Here is a 20276-nt window from a genome sequence, read left to right on the forward strand (position 1 = left end):
CGGGTGCCGGTCAGGGGGTCAGGAGGCCGGACGGAAGCTGGCGGTGATCGTGCGCAGCATGGTCTGGCTGGACGCCCACTGACCGTCCGGGGTCGACCAATAGATCCCGTACGCCTGGTGCGGGCTGGTGACGACCCCGCGGTTCAGTACGTGCTGCCGTCCGCCCCGAACCGCATAGGTGAACTCCCAGTCGGCAGCCTTCTCGAAGTAGTCGACCGCCTCGAGCCGGACCCGCCGGTACTCCGGATAGCCGCCGCGTCGCGCCTTCTCCTGCTGACGCCAGTCGGCCACCGGATCGGGCTTCGGTTGATCGCTCTGGTCGATGAGGAGGAAGCGCGATCCCCCGGGCTCGCGGAAGTACACGCGCCCGCCGTCGCGCTGCACGGTCCAGTTGCTCGGTATCGCCACCGAGAAGCCCGTCGAATCCGTGTGCCGCTCGAAGCCGGCCGGTACCGCAGCGCCCGTCGACCGAGTCGGCTGGGTGGTCGCCTTCGTGGACCGGCTGGGCGGGACCGAAGTCGACGAGGGCGCACTGCTCGGGGGCCTGCTGCTCTTCGTAGAGGCTGTCGGTGTACTACGTGGCGCCGGCGTGCTCGCAACGACCGTAGGCGCCGCGCCCGGCGTCTGACTCTGCCCAGGATCGTCGTCCGGCCCGAACACAACCCACGCACCGATCCCGGCCGCTATCACCAAACAAACCCCCAACCCCACAAGCGCCTCACCCCTCCGACGACCAGCCGACCCCGCCGGGACAGCCGAGGCGGCCGGGGCGGCCGACGCGTCCGAGGGCGTGGCCGGGGTGGCCGAGGGCATGTCCGGGACAGCCGGCGTGGCCGGCGTGGCCTGGGTGGCCGGCGTGGCCGGGGTGGCCGGCGACGCGGCAGGAGGCGCGTCCGAAGCCTGCCCGACTGGTGGGCCGGCCACGGAAGCTCCGGCGGACACCTCCGACTCTGAGACAGCAGGCACAGAAAGCACACGAGTCGCCTGCCCGTGATCAGACACCGCCGGCTGCCCAGGGGCAACCCTTGCAGGAGCTGCGGGCGGCGGACCCGAGGCCGGAGTCCCTGCAACTGGAGGAGCAACCGGTCCAAGCCCAGCCGGTCCAGGCCCAGCCGGGGTGTGAGCAGCCGGGGCGGGGCCAGCCGGTCCAGGGCCAGCCGGGGCGGGGCCAGCCGGGGCGGGAGCAGCCGGGGCGGGGCCAGCCGGGGCGGGAGCAGCCGGGGCGGGGGTTGGTTTGGGGGTGATGGTGGGGGGTTTGGGGAGTGGTGTGGCGGCTTGCAACAGCAGACGGCGGGCTGCGGGGGCGTCTATTCGGTCGGCTGGGTCCTTGCGTAGCAGGCCTTCGAGGGCCGGCCAGAGCGGACCGGCCAGCTTCGGTGGGTCCGGGGGCTCGGTCACGGCGGCGGTGAGGGTGGTCAGCGGGGTATCGCGGTCGTGGGGCGGACGACCCTCGACGGCCGTGTAGAGCGTGGCGCCCAGCGACCACAGGTCCGATTCCGGGCCGGCACCTCGAGCCTGCACCCGTTCAGGCGCGATGTACGCCGGAGAGCCCACCAGCGTCCCCGACTGGGTGAGAGCCGTCTCGCCTTCCAGGGTTGCGATGCCGAAGTCGGTCAGGACGACCCGGCCGTCATCGGCGAGCAGTACGTTGCTCGGCTTCACGTCGCGATGCAGTACTCCCGCCGGATGCGCCGCCTCCAGTGCACCCAGCACTTGCAGCCCGATCCTCGCCACCTCCCGGTACGGCAGCGGCCCGTCCGAGCGGACAGCGTCGGCCAGCGTCCGGGACTTGACGTACTCCATCACGATCCACGGCCGCCCCTCCTCCTCCACCACGTCGTAGACGGCGACGACGTTGGGGTCACTGAGCCTGGCGGCCGAGCGGGCCTCCCGAAGCGTCCGGCGACGGAGAACGGCGCGTTGCTCGTCGGGGAGCTCGGGCGGCAGCAAGATCTCCTTGACCGCCACCTCGCGGCCGAGCACCTCGTCCCGGGCGTGCCAGACCACACCCATACCGCCTCGCCCCAAGAGGCCGAGCAGCCGGTACCGCCCAGCCAGCAGACGACCTTCCGGCTCTTCAGTGCGCATCCGCTACAGGTGCCCAGCCCGGCCGAGCACAACCAACAGGCGTCGAACATGGCAGTGCGGGCCCCGGCGGAGTAGCCCGGGACCCGCACTGCGGTACTGCGCATATGTGGTTCAGGCGGCCGGAGTCATCTCCTCGTCCGCCAGTTCTTTCTGTACTGCGTCCAGCTCGGCCAACTCAGCAGCCTCAGCCGCCCGCCGCGCCCCCAGCCCGCGCAGACCGAGGAACCCGATCAGCGTGCCGAGGATGGTGATCCCCGTGACGACGACCAGCGCCGGCTTGTACGCCGAGAGCATCCCGCTCGGCACCGTGACGCCGTGCGACTGGCTGCCGATCACCGCGGTGGTGATGGCGAGCACGATCGCCCCGCCGACCTGTGCCGAGGTGTTGAAGAGCCCCGACGCGAGCCCTTGCTCGTTGTCGGCGACCCCGTTGGTGGCCTGCATGTTCAGCGCCGGGAAGGTGATCGCGAAGCCCAGACCGATCAGCACGATCGTCGGCAGCACGGTGGCCATGTAGTCCGACGACGGACCGATCCGCAGGAAGAGCGCGTAGCCGGCGACGAAGAGCAGCATGCCCGCCGCGACCATCCGCTCGGTACCGATCCGGTCGGCCACCTTGCCGGCGTTCGGCGACAGGAAGGCGACGATCAGGCCGGCCGGCAGGAAGCCCAGCGCCGTCTCCAGCGACGACCAGCCGAGCAGGTTCTGCAGGTACAGCGTGCCGATGAACTGGAAGGAGACGTACGCCCCGAACACCGTCATGATCGCGAGGTTCGCGTTCCGCAGGTTGGCCTGCTTGAAGATGCCCAGCCGGACCAGCGGGTGCTTGGTCTTCAGCTCGATCAGCACGAACGACGCCAGCAGGACCGCGGAGAGCACGAACAGCCCGATGGTGCGGAAGGAAACCCAGCCGGCTCCCTCGGCTCCGACGACGGCGAAGACCAGCGACAACATGCCGGCCGTGACAGTGACAGCACCCGGTACGTCGTACCCGCCGGCGCTCTCGTCCCGCGGGCTGTTCGGGATCAGCTTGAGCGCGAACAGCAGCACGATCAGCGCGACCGGGCCAGGCATCAGGAAGGTCCAGCGCCAGCCGACCTCGGTCAGCAGGCCGCCGAGGATCAGGCCCATCGAGAAGCCGCTCGCGGCGCAGGTGGTGAAGACACTGAGGGCGCGGTTGCGATCCGGGCCCTCGTGGAAGGTGGTGGTGATGATCGAGAGCGCGGCCGGCGCGGTGAACGCGGCGGCGATGCCCTTCACGAACCGCGCGGCGATGAGCAGTTCGGGGTTGGTAGCCAGTGAGCTCAGCATCGAGACCAGGGCGAAGACGGCGAGCGCGACCAGGAACACGCGGCGACGGCCGAGCAGGTCGGCCGTGCGGCCACCGAGCAGCAGGAACCCGCCGTACCCGAGCACGTAGCCGGTGACGACCCACTGCAGGGAGGAGAGCGAGACGCCGAGGTCGGCGCCGATGGACGGCAGCGACATACCGACCATGGACACGTCCAGGCCGTCGAGGAAGATCACGCCGCAGACCACGAGGAGTGCGCCCCAGAGGCGCGCGTCCCAGGTCAGGCGATCCGGAGTGGTGGTGTGCGTTGTTGTTTGTGTCACGAGAAGAGAGCATTGCATGCACTTGCATCTAATGTCTACTCATTAATTGCGCTTGCATTGAATGCAGTTGCATGATAACGTCGCCTCCATGACCGAGACGAAGGTCAGCGCTGAGACTGGTGAAGTCAGCGCCGATGTCCGCATATGGCGCGAGCTGTTGGCTCGACACGCCGATATCGGCTGTGCGCTCGATCGCGAGCTGCAGCATCACGGGCTGGGCATGAGTGAGTACGAGGTGCTCGAGCGGCTCGCCGAGCTCCCCGATCAGTCCGCGAAGGTCCAGACCATCGCCAAGTCGGTCCACCTGAGCCAGAGCGCGCTCTCCCGCGTGATCGGCCGGCTGGAGACCGCCGGCCTGGTCGAGCGGCTGATGTGCCACGAGGACCGCCGCGCGGTCAACGTGAAGCTCACGGACGAAGGCCTGCTCCGGCAGACCGAGGCGGCGCCCACGCACCGCCGGGTGCTGGCCGAGCGCCTGCACTCCCCGCTGCTCAAGTCGTGCGAGCCGCTCTAACTACTCACGTACTGCGCCCTCCAGCATCCCCGCGATGAAGTGGCGCTGCAGGAAAGCATAGACGAGTACGACCGGCGTGCCCACAATGACAGCGCCTGCCGCGAGTAGCGTGAATCCGGACGTGTACTGCCCGGAGAAGAACGCCAACCCCAACGGCGCGGTCCGCAGCGACTCGCTCGTCACCATCACCAGCGGGATCAGGAACTCGTTCCACGTCCACATGAACACCAGCACGATCAGCGTCACCAGCGCAGGACGCGCGGGCGGCACCAGTACCGCCCACAGAGTCCGCCAATGCCCCGCACCGTCGAGCCGCGCCGCCTCCACCAGCGACCGGCTCGACGACCGGAAGTAGGCCCGCATCCAGAAGGTGCCGAAGGCAACTGATTGCGCGACCTGCGGCAGCGCGACGGCCCAGAACGTGTCGGTCAGCCCGAGCGTGCGCAGGTCGAAGTACAGCGGAACCACGATCGCCTCGGTCGGCATCATGATGCCGAGCAGGAACAGATAGAACAGCACCCCGGCACCCCTGAACCGCATCGTGCCGAATGCATAGCCACTCAAGATCGACAGCAAGACGCTCAGCACCACGACGAACAATGACACCAGGACACTCGTCCGCAGATAGCTGCCGAAGTGCCCGATCTCCCAGGCCTTCCCGAAGTTCCCGAAGCCGCTCGAACCACCGCCGCCGTCATCAGGCCCCAAAGCAGACACCAGGATCGTCACGATCGGCCCGAGCGCGAACAGCCCGAAGACGGTCAGCAGCAGGTAGTTGCCGACCCGCTCGGCCAGCGGCGCCCTCACGACGTACTCCGATCCGCCAGCCGATTGACTCCCAGCGTGATCGCGAAGATCAGCACCGTCAGGCACACCCCGATCGCCGCCGCCGAGCCCACCTGACCCAACTCGAACGCCCGGTGATACACCTCGTACGACGGAACGCTGGTCGAATTCCCCGGACCCCCACTGGTCGTCACGTAGACCAGGTCGAAGGTCCGCAACGCCGCGATCACCGTCAGCGTCACGGCGACCGCGATCTCACCCCGCACCGCCGGCAGCACCACCGCGAAGAATTCCGCCACTGCCCCGGCCCCGTCCAGCCGCGCAGCCTCATACCGCTCAGCCGGAATCCGCGCCATCCCCGCCAGCAACAACACCGTCACCAGCCCGGTCTCGAACCACGTCCCGATCACCCCGACGGCCGGCAAGGCGAACGTGTAGTCCCCCAGCCACCCCCGAGCGACGGAGTCGAGCCCGACAGCACGCAGTACGTCGTTCAACGGCCCGTCCGGCGCATAGATGTGCCGCCACGACACCGCGACGACCACCATCGCGATCACCTGCGGCAGGAACACCACGGTCCGGAAGAACCCCAGCCCGCGCACCCGGGCCCGCTGCAACACCGACGCCAGCGCCAGCCCGATCACCACCGGAAGTACCGAATAGAAGACGACCAGCACCAACGCATGCCCGAATGCCGCACGCAGCCCGCCGTCCGCGATCACGTCCGCATAGTTGCTCAGGCCAACGAACTTCCCGAGCGTGATCCCGTCCCACTCGAACAGCGACAGATGCACCGCCCGCCCGAGCGGATAGAGCAGAAACGCTGCGTAGACAAGGAATGCGGGCAGGATGTAGAGATAGCCGATCTTGCGCGGCTCGCCAGGAGGTGAGCTCACTTGCCGGCGAACTTGCTGTAGTCGGCTTCGAGCTTGTCGACGAACTGTGCCGGGGTCGCCTTCTTGGCCAGCAGGTCCTGCAGCGCGGCGCCGAGCGTGTCATACATGGTCGGCGTCGCATAGTCGAGATACGGGACGAGACCTTCCTTGCCGACCGCAGTACCGAAGGCGTTGAAGACGTCAGCCGCGAGCCCGGCCGGCGCCTGCTGCGCCGACGTGTCGGCGATCGGCAGGTTGCCCGTGCTGGTCAGCACCTTCATCGCATCCGGGCTGGTGATGAAGTTGATGTACGCCGCGGCCGCGTCCGGGTTCTTCGCCTTGTTCGTCACCGCGAACGGCAACCCGGTACCACCGGTCACGACCGGCTTCTCGTCGGCCGACGCGCCTGGCGGGAGCATGAAGCCGACCTTGTCGCCCAGCGCCTTCTGCAGATCGGCCTGCAACCAGGTGCCGGCGATCAGGAAGACACCCTTGCCCTTGCCGAAGTCCTGCCAGGCCGGGTCGTACCCCTGCCCGTTGAATCCCTGGTTGAAGTAGCCCTTGTCCACCCACGACACCAAGGTCTCCGCGGCCTTCGTGTTCTCCGCCGTCTTCCACGAAGCGCCCGCGCGCCCGAAGGCGAGCGTGGTGATCTGCTCGGCCGGCACGTTCTTGTCCTGCACCGTGCCGAAGACGTGGATGGCCGGCCACTTGTCGAGGTTGCCGAACTGCATCGGCACCTCGCCGGCTGCCTTCGCCTTGCCGAGCGCGTTCTCGAAGTCGGCCCAGGTCTTGGGCAGCTCGATCCCGAGCGCAGCCAGCTTGGTCTTGTTGTAGTAGATGCCGACGACCTCGCCGACCTGCGGCAGCCCGTAGAGATTGCCCTCGCCGAAGGTCTTGCCGTCCGCCGAGTACCGCGAATACTGCAGCACCGAGGCCGGGTACCGGCTCTTCCAGTTGTACGCGTCCGCCCACTTGTCCAGCGGCACGAGCTGCCCGGCCTTGACGAACTCACCCATGTCCGAACGTCCGTTGTTCGCCTGTACTACGTCCGGCGCGTCGTTGCCGGTCAGTGCCAGCCGCAACGTGGTCTTGAGGTCGTCGAAGGACCGCGAGACCCGCTTGAGCTTGATGTTCGGGTACTTCGCCTGGAACTGCTTGTTCAGCTCGGCCATCTGCGCCCCCTGCCCGCCGCGGACCTCCTGGTCCCAGACGGTCAGCGTCACGTCCCCCAACGTGCTCGCATCGGTCTTCACCGAACTCGGCGCGCTCGCACCGCCACTCGGGTTGTCGGAGCCCGGAGTACAGGCTGCTGTGAGCAACAAAGCTGCGGTAGCTAGCGCGACGACCTTCACCGGGGGCTCCTTCTAGTTGAGCGTGTACGTGTAGCCGTTGGTGCTCAAGCTCGCCAGTACCCGGGCGCGGTGGTCCTCACCCCGGGTCTCGAGCTGCAACGCGACCTCGACCTCGTCCAGGCTGAGCGTTTCCGAGATGCGCTCGTGCAGCACCTCGATGATGTTGGCGTCCACCTCGGCGAGCCGGCCGAGCAGCGTGGCCAGGCCTCCCGGGGTGTCGGGGATGCGGACCCGCAGGGACAGGTACCGGCCTGCTGCCGCCATGCCGTGCCGGATCACCCGCATCAGCAGCAGCGGGTCGATGTTGCCGCCGGACAGCACCACCACGAGCGGTGGCTTGAACCGCTTCGGGTCGTCCAGGACTGCGGCCACGGCAGCAGCCCCGGCCGGCTCGACGACCAGCTTGGCGCGTTCGAGCACCAGCAGCAGTGCCTTCGACAACGAGTCCTCATCGACGGTCAGTACGCCGCTCACGTACTGCTGGATCGCGGCGAACGGGACGGTACCCGGCAGCCCGACGGCGATCCCGTCCGCCATGGTCGCCATCTTCTCGAGCTGCACCGGCATACCGGCTTCGAGCGAGGCCGGGTACGCCGCCGCGCCCTTCGCCTGTACGCCGACGACCTCGATCGGCATCCCGTCGCGCTGCATCGCAAGCGCGATCCCGGCGATCAGGCCACCGCCTCCGGTCGGTACGACGACCGTCCGCACCTGCGGGCACTGCTCGACGATCTCCAGCCCGGTCGTCGCCTGCCCGGCGACGATGTCGCGGTGGTCGAACGGGTGGATCAGGATCGCGCCCGTCTCCGCCTCGAACGCCCGCGCCGCGATCAGGCAGTCGTCGATCGACGTGCCGACGAACCGGATGTCCGCGCCGTACGCCCGGGTGGCCTTCTCCTTGGGGATCGGCGCACCGTACGGCATGAACACCGTCGCCTTGATGCCGAGCAACTGGGCCGCGAGCGCGACGCCCTGCGCGTGGTTGCCCGCGCTGGCCGCGACGACGCCGAGCGCGCGCTCCTTCTTCGACAGCCGCGCCATCCGGACATACGCGCCACGCAGCTTGAACGAGCCGGTCCGCTGCAGGTTCTCGCACTTGAGGAACACGTCGCCGCCGACCAGGTCGCTCAACCACCGCGAGTACTCCAGCGGGGTCGGCGCCACCACGTCGTGCAGCAGATCCGCTGCCCTGGCAATCTCAGCCGCAGTGATGCTCACCCTGTCCACACTAGTGCCCCGTAAGCGCTGCAGGTCGAACGATAGCGGTGTCCAGGTGCGTGCATCGTGGTGCTTGAGCAGTGGCCTCGATGCGGAGCATCGTGGGCGCTGGGCAAGTGCCGCGAGGTGCGTGCCTGGGCGCCGATAGCGTCGAGCTGCAGCGCTTACGGGGCACTAAGCGCGACAGGGCGTTGTGGGTGCTTATTTACCGGGTTGGGCCGCGTCTTGTAGTTGCTTGAGGCGGATGACCAGGCCGGAACGGACCGGGCGGTCGAGCTCGTCCTGCCAGGGCGGGAGGCCACGGGTGCCGCGGCGGAAGGCGTAGTACGCGAGGGCGTCGGTGAGGGCGCGTTCGCGCAGGTAGAACATCGCCATCGTCGCGTTGCGGTCGCCGCCGGGCAGCCGGCCGAAGGAGGCGTTGGCGAGGAAGATGCCGAAGCCCTGGAAGACCGCGAGCAGATCGGTCAGCGACTCCTGATCGGGCCGGTCGGCGGCGATCCGGCCCTCGCCGATCAGCAGCTCGTGACCGATCTCGTGGGCGAAGTTCGCGACCAGCACGGACGGCTCACCGAGCAGCCGCGCGCTGGTGAAGATGGTGTTCCGGTTGCGGCCCGGCACCCACAGGCCGAACCGCAGCCTGGTCGCACCGGCCAGCTCCCGTTGCGCCCTGGTCCGGATCGCCGCCGGATCGATGTCGTCCAGGTCGAACCGCACGACGAGCCGGCCGGCCGGCACGCCCATCCGCTCCCGGACCTTCTCGAACAGCCGGTACGCCGCGGCGCGCGATCCGTCGTACCCGGCCGGGATGAAAACGGACGGCCGGACGATCGGGCGGTTGAACACGTCGGATCCGAACTGCTCGACGAACCACTCCATCGAGTCCTCGATCCACTCATCCTGCCCACCGGGCAGCTCTTCCAGCGGCACTCTCAGCTGCTCCAGCAAGGCCAGCTGATCCTTGATCCGGCGCATCCGCGCTCTGAAAGCTCTGAACATCCTGATCGGACGCAGCGGCCGCCGGATCGGTTGCAGCTGGTGACGCGGCAATTACATTTCCGGAGCTAATTCGGTGGGCCCGCCAACGTTCCTCCTCTACTCTGCGGGCAGCGATAGGAGGTGCTGTGAGAGTCACGGCGGTGGTGGTGCGTCCGGACGACGAAGCGCTTCTGGTGCTGCCTTCCGGGCTGCCCCGGGTGTCGGTCGCGGACGAGTTCTGGTTCCCCGATGTCGATGCTCCGGTCCGCGCGCTGCGCTCGGAGCTGGGGATCGAGGCCTGCGTGCTGACCTGCCTCGACGACCGGCCGGGTGAGACCTCCTATCTGATGGTGAGCGTGGGATCGGTCCCTTCCGACGCGTCCTGGGTGCCTTCTTTCGACGACCCGCTGGTCGATGCCGCCCGCGCGCAACTCGCCTTGCCCGCCGACTCCCCCGTCACTCCCGCCTGGACGAGGCCCGGCTGGTACGCCGAGGCGCTGCCCTGGATCGACGAGCAGTTGTCGAAGGCTGGGACACCGCTGACCGGCGTACCGGCTCAAGTGCGGTCCTGGGGGTTGTCGAACGTACTGCGATGCCCGACCTCGAAGGGCGATGTGTACTTCAAGGCGCTTGCCCATTCGAGCACGATCCGGCCGGTGCGTGCCGCCGCGTTTCCGCTGTTGTTCGCGCATGAACCGGTGCTCTTGCAGAAGCTGTCCGAGGCCCGGCCGGGTGAGGTTCCGGCGCCGCTGGCGATCGACGAGGAGCGGGCGTGGATGCTGCTGCCCGATCTCGGTCCGGCGCTGGCTCGCGAACCTGATGTGGAGCTGTGGATCGAGTCGTTGCGCGGGCATGCGCGATTGCAGCGCAGTTTTGCGGATCAGCCGGAGCGGTTGCTGTCCTTCACGTGTGTCGATCGCCGGCTCGCGGTGCTCGACGGCGCTATCGACCAGCTCTTCGGATCGAACCCGGCGACCGAGCGGCTCGAGCCGGCTGAGCGTGTGAAGCTGCCGCGGCGGGCGGACGAGTTGCGGGCGGCTATTGCTGAGCTGTCGGCTGTCGGCGTACCGGAGACGTTGCTCCACGGGGACCTGCATCCGCGCAACCTCGCCGTACGGGATGGCAAGGTGCTCGCGTTCGACTGGACCGATGCGGCGGTGTCGCATCCGTTCCTCGACCTGGTGACGTTCGTCGAGAAGCGGTCGCCGCTGTCGACCGATCAGCGGGTGAAGGATGCCTACCTCGCCGAGTGGGAGGCCTATGCCTCACCGGAAGCTCTCCGCCGGGCGCTGGCACTGGCTGAGAGCTTGGGCGCGCTCCACCAGACCATGACCTCGCTGTACCTGCCCGACCACCTGTCCGGCCCGAGCGCCGACGCCATGGTCCGCGGCGCGGTCTGGTGGCTCCGCAGCCTAATCAGCTGACCTGTTCGGGGGCCTTCTCGGTGGCGAGAGCATCCAGCCAGATGACGACGGCCTCGGCGCCGGGATCGACGGTACCGAGGGCACGGTCACCGAGATAACTCGAGCGGCCCCGTCGCGCCTGGATGCCGGCCGTCTCGTCGGTGCCCTTCCGGGCGGCAACCACAGCATCAGCCAGTACGCCGGTACGCAGCGCGGCCGCCGCTGGGATCAACGCGTCGAGCATGGTGCGGTCGCCGAGTTCGGCACCACCGAGTTCGGCCACGGCGTCAACGCCCTGCTCGAAGGCCTCCGGCCAGGAGTGGCTTGCGGCGAGGGCGGCGGCGGTTCGCAGTACCAGCGCCGCGTAGAGCGGGCCGGAGGTGCCGCCGACGGTACGGCGAATGGTGGCTGCGATCCCACGGAGGGTCGAGGCATGATCGGTGCCGTCGTAGTCGGACTTGGCAGCAAGGACTGCTTGTGCCCCGCGGGCGAGGCTGATCCCGAGGTCGCCGTCGCCGACGAGTTGGTCGAGATCGGTGAGCTGCTGCTCGACGGCGATCAACGCGTTGCAGACAACAGCTACCGAACGCCAGAGCGATTCGTCGACGGCCGGCTTCAGCTCGCGGGGTTTCGAAGGAGCCGGCCGGGTTTCAGGGTGTGACGAGACCCGGCCGAGATGCGCGGCCGGCCACGCCACGGTTTGGGAGGGCGCGTCCAGGAGAGCCAGCGCCTGGTCGCTCACCCGGGCCACGGACAAGGAGCAGCCGGCCATTTCGAGGGCGGTGAGGAAGGTGCCTACCCAGAGGCGTTCCACAACGATGCCGCGAGCGGCCAGGTGGTCGACGGCTCGGTGGGCGATGATGCCCAGCTCCATCGCCGGTGTGCCGCCGAGGTTGTTGACCAGCAGGACGACTCGGTCGCCCCCGGCCAGGTCGAGGTCCGCGCTGAGCCGGCCGAGCAGGCGGTCGACGATCTCGTCGGCGGTCGGGATCGGGCCGCGTTCGACCCCTGGTTCGCCGTGGATGCCCAGGCCCCACTCGATCTCGTCCGGACCGAGGTCGAGGCCGGGCTTGCCGGCCGCGGGCACCGTGCAACCGGACAAGGCGACTCCCATCGTCGCCACGGACCCGGCAGCCGCCCGGGCGAGCCGCGCGACGGCGTCGAGCGGCTGTCCGGCCTCGGCCGCCGCGCCGGCGATCTTGTGCACGAGGACCGTACCGGCAAGACCGCGCCGCCCCGCGTTCTCGTCGCTGTCCGCGAGCGCGGCGTCATCCGCGACCACGACGACCTCGGCCGGGATCCCTTCACCTCGGGCGATCTCCGCGGCGAGCCCGAAGTTCAGCCGGTCCCCCGTGTAGTTCTTCACGATCAGCAGCACACCCGCCGGACCGCCGACAGCGCGGATCGCGGTCAGTACGGCGTCCGCCGACGGCGAACTGAAGACGTCACCGGCCACGGCTGCCGTCAGCATCCCGCGCCCGACGTACCCGGCATGCGCAGGTTCGTGCCCGGCCCCGCCCCCGGAGATCAGCGCGACCTGCCCGGCAGCCTTCAACTGCCCGGCATCGGTTCGGATCACCACGCCGTCACCCAGCAGCATCAGCGCGGGATTGGCGAGCGCGAATCCGCGCAGCATCTCGGGAACCACATCGGCCGGTGCGTTGATGAGCTTCTTCACGGCGGCAACCCTTCGGCTTGTGAATTGCATTCGATAATGTCGAATGAGTTTCACACCATAGGTCGCGTTCATCTGGCTGTAAAGACCAGCCGATCGTCAGGCAGGAACCGGCCAGCGCGGAGCACCCAGCTCGCGCGAGATGTTGCGAGCCGCCTCACGAACAGCGGTGAAGCTCGACTCCGCCGGTGGCCAGTCGGCGGCCGGGAGGACGATGCCGATGGCGCCGACCGCCACTCCGGACGCATCGAAGATCGGCGCCGCGATCCCCGCCTCGCCGAGCACTGCCTCTTCCCGCTCGGTGGCCAGCGCCTCCTTGGCGACCTCGGCCAGCTGCGCGCGCAGTACGGCGGGATCGACCAGCGTCTCCGATGTCATGCTGCGCAGCTTGTCGCCGGTCAGCTCGTCCACCTGCTCCGGCAGGAAGGCGAGCAGCGCCTTGCCCAGCGCGCTTGCATGAGCAGGGATGACGATGCCGACCTCGGGCATCTGGCGACTGCCGTCGGGCCTGGGCTCGTGGTGGATGATCACCACCTCGTCGAAGGTGAGCACCCCGGTCCGGACCGCGTGCCCGCTGCGCCGGGCGAGCTCCTCCGACCAGGTCACCGCACGGGAGCGGAGCTCCAGGGTGTCCAGGTAGACGTTGCCGAGCTTGAGCACCGCCGGGCCCAGCTGGTACCGGGTCGAATCACGGTCCTGCACCACCATGCCGTGCGCCTGCAGCGTCTTGAGGATCCCGTGCACGGTCGACGGCGGCAGTTCGAGCCGGCTCGCGACCTCCGACAGGCTCAGCCGGCGCGCACCCTGCAGCACTCCGAGGATCCGGATCGCCCGGTCGACGGACTGGATCATCCCAGTTCCCCTCAGTGGATCGAACACATCTTTACAGCAGTGAACCACAGGCGTATGTTCCGAGAACCATTCGACGATGCCGAATGGGTTTCAGATTCCCAGCCTCTACTCGGGAACCTCCCGGAAGGACTTCCCATGGACGAGAACTCCCTGCCCCAGCGCCTGGCCGGCGAACTGATCGGTACCGCGATCCTGGTGTTCGTCGGGGTCGGCGCCGTCCCCGCGACGCTGATCGTGAACGGCTCGGCGCCGTTCACGATGGCCGACCTCGGGATGATTTCGCTCGCCTTCGCGGCGGCGGTGGTCGCCACGGTGTACGCGCTCGGCCCGATCTCCGGCAACCACATCAACCCCGCCGTCACGGTCGGCCTGGCCGCGACGGGCAAGTTCCCGTGGTCCCTGGTTCCGGCGTACGTCGGCGCCCAACTGGCCGGGGCCGTCGTCGGCGCGGCCGCGATTCTCGGCGTGCTCGGGTCGAAGGCGAGCGACCTCGGGCTCGGCATCGCGACCTACGGCACGGGCGTCGGCAGCGTCCAGGCGTTCACGGCCGAGTTCGTCGGGACCTTCATCCTGGTCCTCACGGTCTTCGGCGCGACGCATCGCAAGGCTGCCCCCGGGTTCGCCGGGCTCGCGATCGGGCTGGTCGTCTTCGGCGCGATCATCCCGGTCGCCCCGATCACCGGCGCCTCGATCAACCCAGCCCGTACAGTCGGGCCGATGCTGATCCAGCAGCTTGCCGGTGGCCAGGTGCACTTCGCCCAGCTCCCTGTCTACGTGCTCGCCGAGCTGAGCGCCGGAGTACTGGCCGGGCTCACCTTCGCCGCGCTGTCTCGCACGAGGGCCGCGAGGCGCGAAGAGGTACAGATATGAGCGACCGCATCACGGCGGAGCTGCTCTCACGCTGGGTGCACGAGTTCAGCGCGCTGGTGAGCGTGCATCACGACCGGCTCAACGCGCTCGACGCGGCGATCGGCGACGCGGACCATGGCACGAATCTCGACCGTGGCTTCACCGTCGTCGCGGCCGGCCTACCGACTGCGCCGCAACGGCCTGGCGATCTGATCAGGCACGTCGGGCGGACCGTGGTGAGCAACGTCGGTGGTGCCGCCGGCCCACTCTTCGGCACTTTCTTCGTCTGCCTCGGTGATGCCATCGGCAACGACCCTGCTCTGGACACACGCCGGTTCGCCCTTGGCTTGCGAGCCGGCCTGGCCGGGGTCGTCGCCCGCGGCCGCGCCGAGCCCGGCGACAAGACCCTGTACGACGTACTCGCACCAGCGGTCGACGCGATCGACGCCGCGGCCTTGGCGCAGTACGACCTGCCTGATGTCTTCCACGCCGGACTGCTGGCCGCTTCGGCCGGTCGCGATTCGACCATTGACATGCTTGCCCGCAAAGGCCGTGCCAGCTATCTCGGCGAACGAAGCGTCGGTCACCTGGATCCGGGTGCCACCTCGGCCTGCTTGCTCTTCACGGCAGCCACACTGAGCGTCACTTGAGCAGGAGTTTCCCCAGGCGGCGGGAGGCGACGTACATACCCGCAGTGCCCATCAGCGCGAGGTACAGGGCGTTGATGAGCAAGGTCCAGCTGACGGCGCCGGTAGTGAGGACACGCTCCAGCGCGACGCCTTGGTAGAGCGGGGTGATCTCGACGAGCCAGCGGATGTAGCCCGGGTAGGTCTCGACTGGGTAGAAGGTCGCCGAGAACAGGAACATCGGCATCGTCGCGAGCTGGACGAACTCGAAGTCCTGCCAGCTCCGCATGAACGTGGTCAGCGCCATCCCCGCGCCCGCGAACGCGTAACCGAGCAGCACCGACACCGGCAGCGCGAGCAACGCCCACCACGACTGGATCAGCCCGAGCACCAGCATCACCAGGATGAACATCGCCGAGTAGCAGGCGCCCCGGAGCAAGGCCCAGGTGACTTCGCCGGTCGCGACGTCCCACGGCCTGAGCGGTGTCGCGAGCATCGAGTCGTAGAGCCGGGCGTACTTCATCCGGAAGAAGATGTTGTACGTCGAGTCGAAGATGGCGCCGTTCATCGCGGAGCTGGCCAGCATGGCCGGCGCGACGAAGGCGGCGTACCCGATCTTGGTGCCGTCCGCGAGGGTGAAGTCGCCGACCAGCTGGGCGACGCCGATGCCGATCGAGAGCAGGTAGAAGACCGGCTCGAAGAAGCCGGAGAGGAAGACGACCCAGGATCGGCGGTAGACCAGGAAGTTGCGCTCGACCAGCGTGCGGCCGTTGCCGGGCTTGATCGGCAGCGGGACGACCCGGGCGGTGAGAGTGGCCATCAGCTGATCAACCTCCGGGTCAGGGCGCGCACCGCGAGCCAGGTGCCGATGCCGAACCACGCCGACAGGTAGGCGATGTTGCCGAGCGCCGGCAGCAGCTCGACCGTGCCGAGGCTGAGGTCACGCGACAGCTCGACGCCGTGCCACAGCGGGCTCAGGTACGCGAGCCACTCGATCCAGTTCGGCAGTTGGGAGACCGGGAAGAAGGCACCGGAGAACAGGAACGCCGGGATGACGCCGAACCGGAAGACCATCGCGAAGCCCGAGTCGTTGTCGAGCGTCGTGGCGTACGCGCAGACCGGCGCCGACACGGCCAGTCCGACGAGCAGAGCGACCGGCAGGCCGAGCACGCCCCACGCCGACTTCAACCCACCGAAGGCGGCGATGACCGCGACGAAGACCGCGCAGGTCGTGAGCACCCGGAAGGCGATGAAGGCCAGCTGCCCGTACATCACGTCGGCCGGCCGCAGCGGCGTCGCGATCATCGAGAAGTAGGTCTTGTGCCACCTGATCCCGCCCATCACCGGATAGGTCGACTCGGCCACGCCGATCTGCAACGCGGTCGCGGCGAGCAGTCCGGGCGCGATGAACTGCAGGTAGCTGACCCCGCCGAGCGCGCCCGTCCCGTTGTCGTCGACGAACGAGCCGAGCCCGATCCCCATCGCGGCCAGGTAGAGCAGTGGCAGCAGGAAGCTGCTGACCAGACTGCCCTTCCAGGTGCGCTTGTAGACCGTCAGCCAGTAGTCGAACTGGCGACGGCCGTTCTCCACCGCGAGCACGGCCATCTCAGTCGACCAACGTCCGGCCGGTGAGCCGCAGGAACACGTCCTCCAACGTCGAACGGCGCACCAGCACAGCAGCCGGCTGCAGCCCACGCTCATGCACGGCCGCGACCGCGCGCTCCCCGTCATCGGTGTAGAGCAACAACCGGTCAGGCAGTACCTCGATCCGCTGCGCGAGATCCTCCACCTTGCCGGCCAGCGCGTCGTGATCGGACATCATCACCTCGGGCCCGAACCGCAGCTCGGTCACCTCACGGGTCGAGTAGTCCCGGATCAGCTCGGCCGGCGACCCCTCGGCCGCGATCTTGCCCGCGTCCATCACGACCAGCCGGTCGCACAGTTGCTCGGCTTCGTCCATGTAGTGCGTAGTGATGATGAGGGTGACCCCGTCCTGCTTGAGCCGGAACAGCTTGTCCCAGAGCAGGTGCCGCGCTTGCGGGTCGAGCCCGGTCGTCGGCTCGTCGAGCAGGAGGAGGTCGGGCTTGCTCACCAGCGACCGCGCGATCGTCAGCCGCCGCTTCATCCCGCCCGACAGTTCGTCGACCTTGACCTTGGCCTTCTCGGTCAGCGCGACGAACTCGAGCAGCTCGTCGGCCCGCTCCCGGCACTCGGCCCGGCTCAGCCCGAAGTACCGGCCGTACACAGTCAGGTTCTCGTGGACGGACAGCTCGACGTCGAGGGTGTCGTCCTGCGGGCAGACGCCGAGCCTTGCCCGGATCGCCGGTCCGTGGGTGCCCGGATCCATCCCGAGGATGCGCAGCTCACCGCCGCTGACCGGCGAGACCGCACCGATCATCCGCATCGTCGACGACTTGCCCGCGCCGTTCGGTCCGAGGAAGCCGAAGGCCTCCCCTTTCCACACGTCCAGGTCGATCCCCGCGACGGCCTCGAAGTCCGCATAGGACTTCCGCAACCCCCGCGCCCGCACCAGCGACTTCCGCGTTTCCTCCACACGAAGACCCTAGACCGAGCCGCCGACAATGCTCTTGTGGATTTGGGCAGTCACCCCGTGGGCTCGGACCGGAGGAAGGCCAGGACGGCGAGCACGCGGCGGTGATCGTCGGCCGTCTGCTGCAGCTCGAGCTTGCGGAAGATCGCCCGGACATGCGCCTCGACCGTCTTCGGGCTGAGCACCAGGGTGTCGGTGATCGACTGGTTGGAACGGCCTTGGGCCATCAGGGCGAGCACGTCACGCTCACACTCGGTCAGCTGGTCGATCGGATTGTGCTTGCGCCTCCGGTCCAGCAGTTGCCGGACCACCGCTGGGTCGATCAGCAGCTCACCGCGAGCCACTCGCCGGACCGCCTCGGCAAACTCAGTCAGCTCGGCCACCCGGTCCTTCAGCAGGTATCCCGCCGCAGTGGCCCCAGAGGAGAGCAGCGACATCGCGTACTGCGGTTCGACGTACTGCGACAACACCAGTACGCCGGTACCGGGGTGCCGCTCGCGAATGCTCTGCGCAGCCACGAGCCCCTCGGTCGAATACCCCGGTGGCATCCGGATGTCGACGATCACCACGTCCGGCAACTCGCGATCCACACACCGCTGCAACGCGTCGGCATCCGCGACCTGCCCCGCGACCTCGAACCCAGCATCGACCAGTACCCGGGCCAGGCCCTCCCGGAAGAGCAGCGAGTCGTCCGCGATCACTACCCGCATGGGAACTCCGCCACTACGCGCGTACCGTCACCAGGCTTGCTCTCCACCCGCAGTACGCCGTCCACGGACGCCACCCGATCCGCCAGCCCGCCCAGCCCCGATCCGGCCGCCGGGTCAGCACCACCGACCCCGTCGTCAGCCACCTCGACCACCAGCCGGCCACCGGTATCCACTAGCGACACCACCACCTCGCTAGCCATCGCATGCTTGGCCGCATTGGCCAGTGCCTCGGACACCACGAAGTACGCCGCAGTCTCGACCGCCACCGGATACCGCCGCTCACTCACCCCGACCAGCCGCACCGGTACTGCGGAACGCTCCGCCAGCGTCTGGAGGCACGACCCCAAACCGTTCTCCCCGAGCATCGACGGATGAATGCCCCGGGCAAGCTCCCGCAACTCGGCCAGCGCCACCGTCAGCCCATCAGCGATCGCCGCCACCGACTGCCGCACGGCTGGGTCACTGGAGTTCGCTGCAGCAAGTCGAGCGTCCAAGGTGAGCGTGACGAGCCGCTGCTGAGCACCGTCGTGCAGATCCCGCTCCAACCGCCGTCGCTCGCCATCAGTGGCCGCGACGATCCGGGAGCGCGAGGCCCGGACCTCCTCCAACTGCGCGGTCAACTCGGCCTGCAGCCGCTCGTTGTCGACCGCTAGCCGGGTCACGGCGCCGACCGAGTCCAGTAGAGCGCCGTCGTCGAGCAGAGCCGAGTCGTGCACCACTACAGCCAATGGCTTGCCTTCGCTCTCCAGGTAGGTCGTCCGCCGGGTCCCCTCGGACGTTGGCTCCAGGGTGCACCCATCGGCGGTCACGTAGCGCCTGCCGTCCCAGCGACCGACCACCAGGGTCGGATCGCCGAGCGCCTTCCCGACGGCGCGCTCGAGCAGTTCCGCCGACGGCTGACCGGCCAGCTCGAGCACCAGCCCGCTGACCTTCGCCTTGCGGCTCCACAGCCGCCACAGGCTGAGCAGATAGGCGACGGGGTGGGCCAGTCCGGCGTACATGGTGAACTGGTAGAGCGGGTCGACGAAGCCGGGGTACCTGTCGTAGAGCTTGAAGGAGAAGTAGATGATCTGCGTAGTCATTGCCAGCAGCAACGGAATCGCAGCGAGCAGCACGACGCCGGTGATCCGCTTGCGGGCGCGACTCGCTCGGGCCCAGCGGACTACGCAGACCACGGCCAGCAGGAGGAGCATCGGCGCCAGGAAGTAGGCCCGGCTGGGCAAGACCTCGTAGATGTTCCGGAGACCGCGCAGGGGGTCGTCGACCTCCAGCAGGTTGAGGCCTGCCGGGCAGTCGGTGCAGCCGTAGGCGTCCGGCCGGAGCCAGGCCATCGGAATCACTGTCCAGCAGACCAGCGCGACCACAGTCGCCAGCACGAAGGCGCGTTCCCAGCCGTGCTTCAGCCGACCGTCCGGGAAGGCGAGCAACAACAGCGCTAGTGCGGGCACGATCGCCAGGTCAAGTGCCGTTGCGACCGTCCACACCACCGGGATCCGCGACGACTGCAACGGCATCATCGTGTAGGCGAGCCCGGTCAGTCCCAGCAACAGCCCGATCCGCACCCCGGCCCGCCGATGCACCGCGATCAGCCCGGCCATCACGTACAGCCAGGGGATCGCGCTGAACTGCCAGCCGATCCCATCGCTCGTCAGCGCGAGCCAGCCATACGCCAGTGTCGCGGCGATTCCGGCGACGACGATCATCCCGGTTCCCCGAGCACGGCGGAGATCGTTGCCCCGGACAACTCGACCTTCGGGACGAAGCCCCGGGCCGCCGCAGCGGTCAGCCGTGCGCCGTAGTCGGACGCCGCCCGGATCGAGGTCAGTACTACCGCCGGCGGGTCGGGCTCGGCGGCGAGCAGGCGGGCCACCTCGAAGCCGTCCATGTCGGGCAGTTGCAGATCCAGCAGGACGACGTCTGGGCGCAGCTCCCGGACAGCAGCGATCGCCGCAGCCCCGTCGCCGGCCTCGCCCACCACCTGCAGGCCCTGGGCTTCGAGCATCCGGCGTGCCGAACTGCGGAAGAGCACATAGTCGTCCACGATCAGGATTCGCGCCCGCACTCCTGAATGGTCGGAGTCCGCCGGGCGATCCGTCAATCGGTGCCAGCCCTCACCCCCATTGCGGTGCGGACCTGGATGCGCTTGGCGGCAACAAGCTGGTGAGCTGACAGGCGAGGGGAAGGG

At 68.5% G+C, this 20276-nt stretch carries 19 protein-coding genes; 4 read left to right on the forward strand and 15 right to left on the reverse strand.

Annotated features, from left to right (window positions below):
* Positions 1–18 precede the first annotated feature (18 nt).
* Positions 19–2088, reverse strand: coding sequence for a serine/threonine-protein kinase (locus ABD768_RS08070; protein WP_344839007.1), 2070 nt, complete (start codon positions 2086–2088; stop codon positions 19–21).
* A 111-nt stretch (positions 2089–2199) separates the two neighbouring features.
* Positions 2200–3702 carry an MFS transporter gene (locus ABD768_RS08075; RefSeq protein WP_343973166.1) on the reverse strand — a complete coding sequence of 501 codons (1503 nt, stop codon included), beginning with the start codon at positions 3700–3702 and terminating at the stop codon, positions 2200–2202.
* A gap of 88 nt (positions 3703–3790) precedes the next feature.
* On the opposite strand from ABD768_RS08075, the gene ABD768_RS08080 reads away from it, so the two are divergent.
* Positions 3791–4216, forward strand: a complete 426-nt coding sequence (locus ABD768_RS08080; protein ID WP_343973163.1) for a MarR family winged helix-turn-helix transcriptional regulator — start codon at positions 3791–3793, stop codon at positions 4214–4216.
* Here ABD768_RS08080 and ABD768_RS08085 read toward each other — a convergent pair whose 3' ends face one another.
* The 5 genes from ABD768_RS08085 to ABD768_RS08105 form a co-directional block, all read right to left on the reverse strand.
* On the reverse strand, positions 4217–5023 hold the full coding sequence (locus ABD768_RS08085) for a carbohydrate ABC transporter permease (protein ID WP_343973160.1): 807 nt from the start codon (positions 5021–5023) through the stop codon (positions 4217–4219).
* Entirely contained in the window at positions 5020–5898 is an 879-nt protein-coding gene (locus ABD768_RS08090) for a carbohydrate ABC transporter permease (protein WP_344839012.1), read from the reverse strand. Before ABD768_RS08090 ends, ABD768_RS08085 begins: the two co-directional genes overlap by 4 nt.
* The gene (locus ABD768_RS08095) at positions 5895–7232 is read right to left on the reverse strand and encodes an extracellular solute-binding protein (RefSeq protein ID WP_344839015.1); all 1338 of its coding nucleotides are present in this window, start codon (positions 7230–7232) and stop codon (positions 5895–5897) included. The genes ABD768_RS08090 and ABD768_RS08095 overlap by 4 nt, the downstream gene beginning before the upstream one ends.
* Before the next feature lie 12 nt (positions 7233–7244).
* Positions 7245–8450 (reverse strand): threonine ammonia-lyase, encoded by a 1206-nt coding sequence (gene ilvA, locus ABD768_RS08100; RefSeq protein ID WP_343973151.1) that lies wholly within the window; start codon positions 8448–8450, stop codon positions 7245–7247.
* A gap of 201 nt (positions 8451–8651) precedes the next feature.
* Positions 8652–9422, reverse strand: coding sequence for a hypothetical protein (locus tag ABD768_RS08105; protein ID WP_344839018.1), 771 nt, complete (start codon positions 9420–9422; stop codon positions 8652–8654).
* Positions 9423–9571: 149 nt separating this feature from the next.
* Between ABD768_RS08105 and ABD768_RS08110 the strand changes: the two genes are divergently transcribed.
* The gene (locus ABD768_RS08110; protein ID WP_344839020.1) at positions 9572–10849 is read left to right on the forward strand and encodes a phosphotransferase; all 1278 of its coding nucleotides are present in this window, start codon (positions 9572–9574) and stop codon (positions 10847–10849) included.
* Here ABD768_RS08110 and dhaL (ABD768_RS08115) read toward each other — a convergent pair.
* Both dhaL (ABD768_RS08115) and ABD768_RS08120 read right to left on the reverse strand, forming a co-directional pair.
* Positions 10842–12506, reverse strand: coding sequence for a dihydroxyacetone kinase subunit DhaL (gene dhaL / locus ABD768_RS08115; RefSeq protein WP_344839023.1), 1665 nt, complete (start codon positions 12504–12506; stop codon positions 10842–10844). The genes ABD768_RS08110 and dhaL (ABD768_RS08115) overlap by 8 nt on opposite strands.
* 96 nt (positions 12507–12602) lie before the next feature.
* On the reverse strand, positions 12603–13355 hold the full coding sequence (locus ABD768_RS08120) for an IclR family transcriptional regulator (RefSeq protein ID WP_343973139.1): 753 nt from the start codon (positions 13353–13355) through the stop codon (positions 12603–12605).
* 135 nt (positions 13356–13490) lie between these two features.
* Between ABD768_RS08120 and ABD768_RS08125 the strand changes: the two genes are divergently transcribed.
* Together ABD768_RS08125 and dhaL (ABD768_RS08130) are read left to right on the forward strand one after the other, a co-directional pair.
* Positions 13491–14225 (forward strand): MIP/aquaporin family protein, encoded by a 735-nt coding sequence (locus tag ABD768_RS08125; RefSeq protein WP_344839026.1) that lies wholly within the window; start codon positions 13491–13493, stop codon positions 14223–14225.
* Complete coding sequence (gene dhaL / locus ABD768_RS08130; protein WP_344839029.1) at positions 14222–14854, forward strand: dihydroxyacetone kinase subunit DhaL; 633 nt, start codon at positions 14222–14224, stop codon at positions 14852–14854. Before ABD768_RS08125 ends, dhaL (ABD768_RS08130) begins: the two co-directional genes overlap by 4 nt.
* Here the strand turns inward: dhaL (ABD768_RS08130) and ABD768_RS08135 are convergent.
* From ABD768_RS08135 to ABD768_RS08160, 6 genes are read right to left on the reverse strand one after another with little or no spacing between them, the layout of a single operon-like run.
* Positions 14847–15650, reverse strand: coding sequence for an ABC transporter permease (locus ABD768_RS08135; RefSeq protein WP_344839031.1), 804 nt, complete (start codon positions 15648–15650; stop codon positions 14847–14849). The two genes, dhaL (ABD768_RS08130) and ABD768_RS08135, sit on opposite strands and share 8 nt — an antisense overlap.
* Positions 15650–16435 carry an ABC transporter permease gene (locus ABD768_RS08140; RefSeq protein WP_343973128.1) on the reverse strand — a complete coding sequence of 262 codons (786 nt, stop codon included), beginning with the start codon at positions 16433–16435 and terminating at the stop codon, positions 15650–15652. The genes ABD768_RS08135 and ABD768_RS08140 overlap by 1 nt, the downstream gene beginning before the upstream one ends.
* Before the next feature lies 1 nt (position 16436).
* Positions 16437–17384 carry an ABC transporter ATP-binding protein gene (locus tag ABD768_RS08145; protein WP_344839033.1) on the reverse strand — a complete coding sequence of 316 codons (948 nt, stop codon included), beginning with the start codon at positions 17382–17384 and terminating at the stop codon, positions 16437–16439.
* A gap of 50 nt (positions 17385–17434) precedes the next feature.
* On the reverse strand, positions 17435–18091 hold the full coding sequence (locus ABD768_RS08150) for a response regulator transcription factor (RefSeq protein WP_344839035.1): 657 nt from the start codon (positions 18089–18091) through the stop codon (positions 17435–17437).
* Complete coding sequence (locus ABD768_RS08155; RefSeq protein WP_344839038.1) at positions 18082–19794, reverse strand: sensor histidine kinase; 1713 nt, start codon at positions 19792–19794, stop codon at positions 18082–18084. Before ABD768_RS08155 ends, ABD768_RS08150 begins: the two co-directional genes overlap by 10 nt.
* Positions 19791–20153 carry a response regulator gene (locus tag ABD768_RS08160; RefSeq protein WP_343973116.1) on the reverse strand — a complete coding sequence of 121 codons (363 nt, stop codon included), beginning with the start codon at positions 20151–20153 and terminating at the stop codon, positions 19791–19793. Before ABD768_RS08160 ends, ABD768_RS08155 begins: the two co-directional genes overlap by 4 nt.
* Positions 20154–20276 lie beyond the last annotated feature (123 nt).

This window comes from Kribbella ginsengisoli (assembly GCF_039537185.1).
Classification (GTDB): Bacteria; Actinomycetota; Actinomycetes; order Propionibacteriales; family Kribbellaceae; genus Kribbella; species Kribbella koreensis.

Coding starts and splice junctions, on each gene's coding strand:
- ABD768_RS08070 (WP_344839007.1), bottom strand. CDS start 2,088: ATGCGCACTGAAGAGCCGGAAGGTCGTCTGCTGGCTGGGCGGTACCGG.
- ABD768_RS08080 (WP_343973163.1), top strand. CDS start 3,791: ATGACCGAGACGAAGGTCAGCGCTGAGACTGGTGAAGTCAGCGCCGAT.
- ABD768_RS08105 (WP_344839018.1), bottom strand. CDS start 9,422: ATGCGCCGGATCAAGGATCAGCTGGCCTTGCTGGAGCAGCTGAGAGTG.
- ABD768_RS08120 (WP_343973139.1), bottom strand. CDS start 13,355: ATGATCCAGTCCGTCGACCGGGCGATCCGGATCCTCGGAGTGCTGCAG.
- ABD768_RS08125 (WP_344839026.1), top strand. CDS start 13,491: ATGGACGAGAACTCCCTGCCCCAGCGCCTGGCCGGCGAACTGATCGGT.
- dhaL (WP_344839029.1), top strand. CDS start 14,222: ATGAGCGACCGCATCACGGCGGAGCTGCTCTCACGCTGGGTGCACGAG.
- ABD768_RS08135 (WP_344839031.1), bottom strand. CDS start 15,650: ATGGCCACTCTCACCGCCCGGGTCGTCCCGCTGCCGATCAAGCCCGGC.
- ABD768_RS08140 (WP_343973128.1), bottom strand. CDS start 16,435: ATGGCCGTGCTCGCGGTGGAGAACGGCCGTCGCCAGTTCGACTACTGG.
- ABD768_RS08150 (WP_344839035.1), bottom strand. CDS start 18,091: ATGCGGGTAGTGATCGCGGACGACTCGCTGCTCTTCCGGGAGGGCCTG.
- ABD768_RS08155 (WP_344839038.1), bottom strand. CDS start 19,794: ATGATCGTCGTCGCCGGAATCGCCGCGACACTGGCGTATGGCTGGCTC.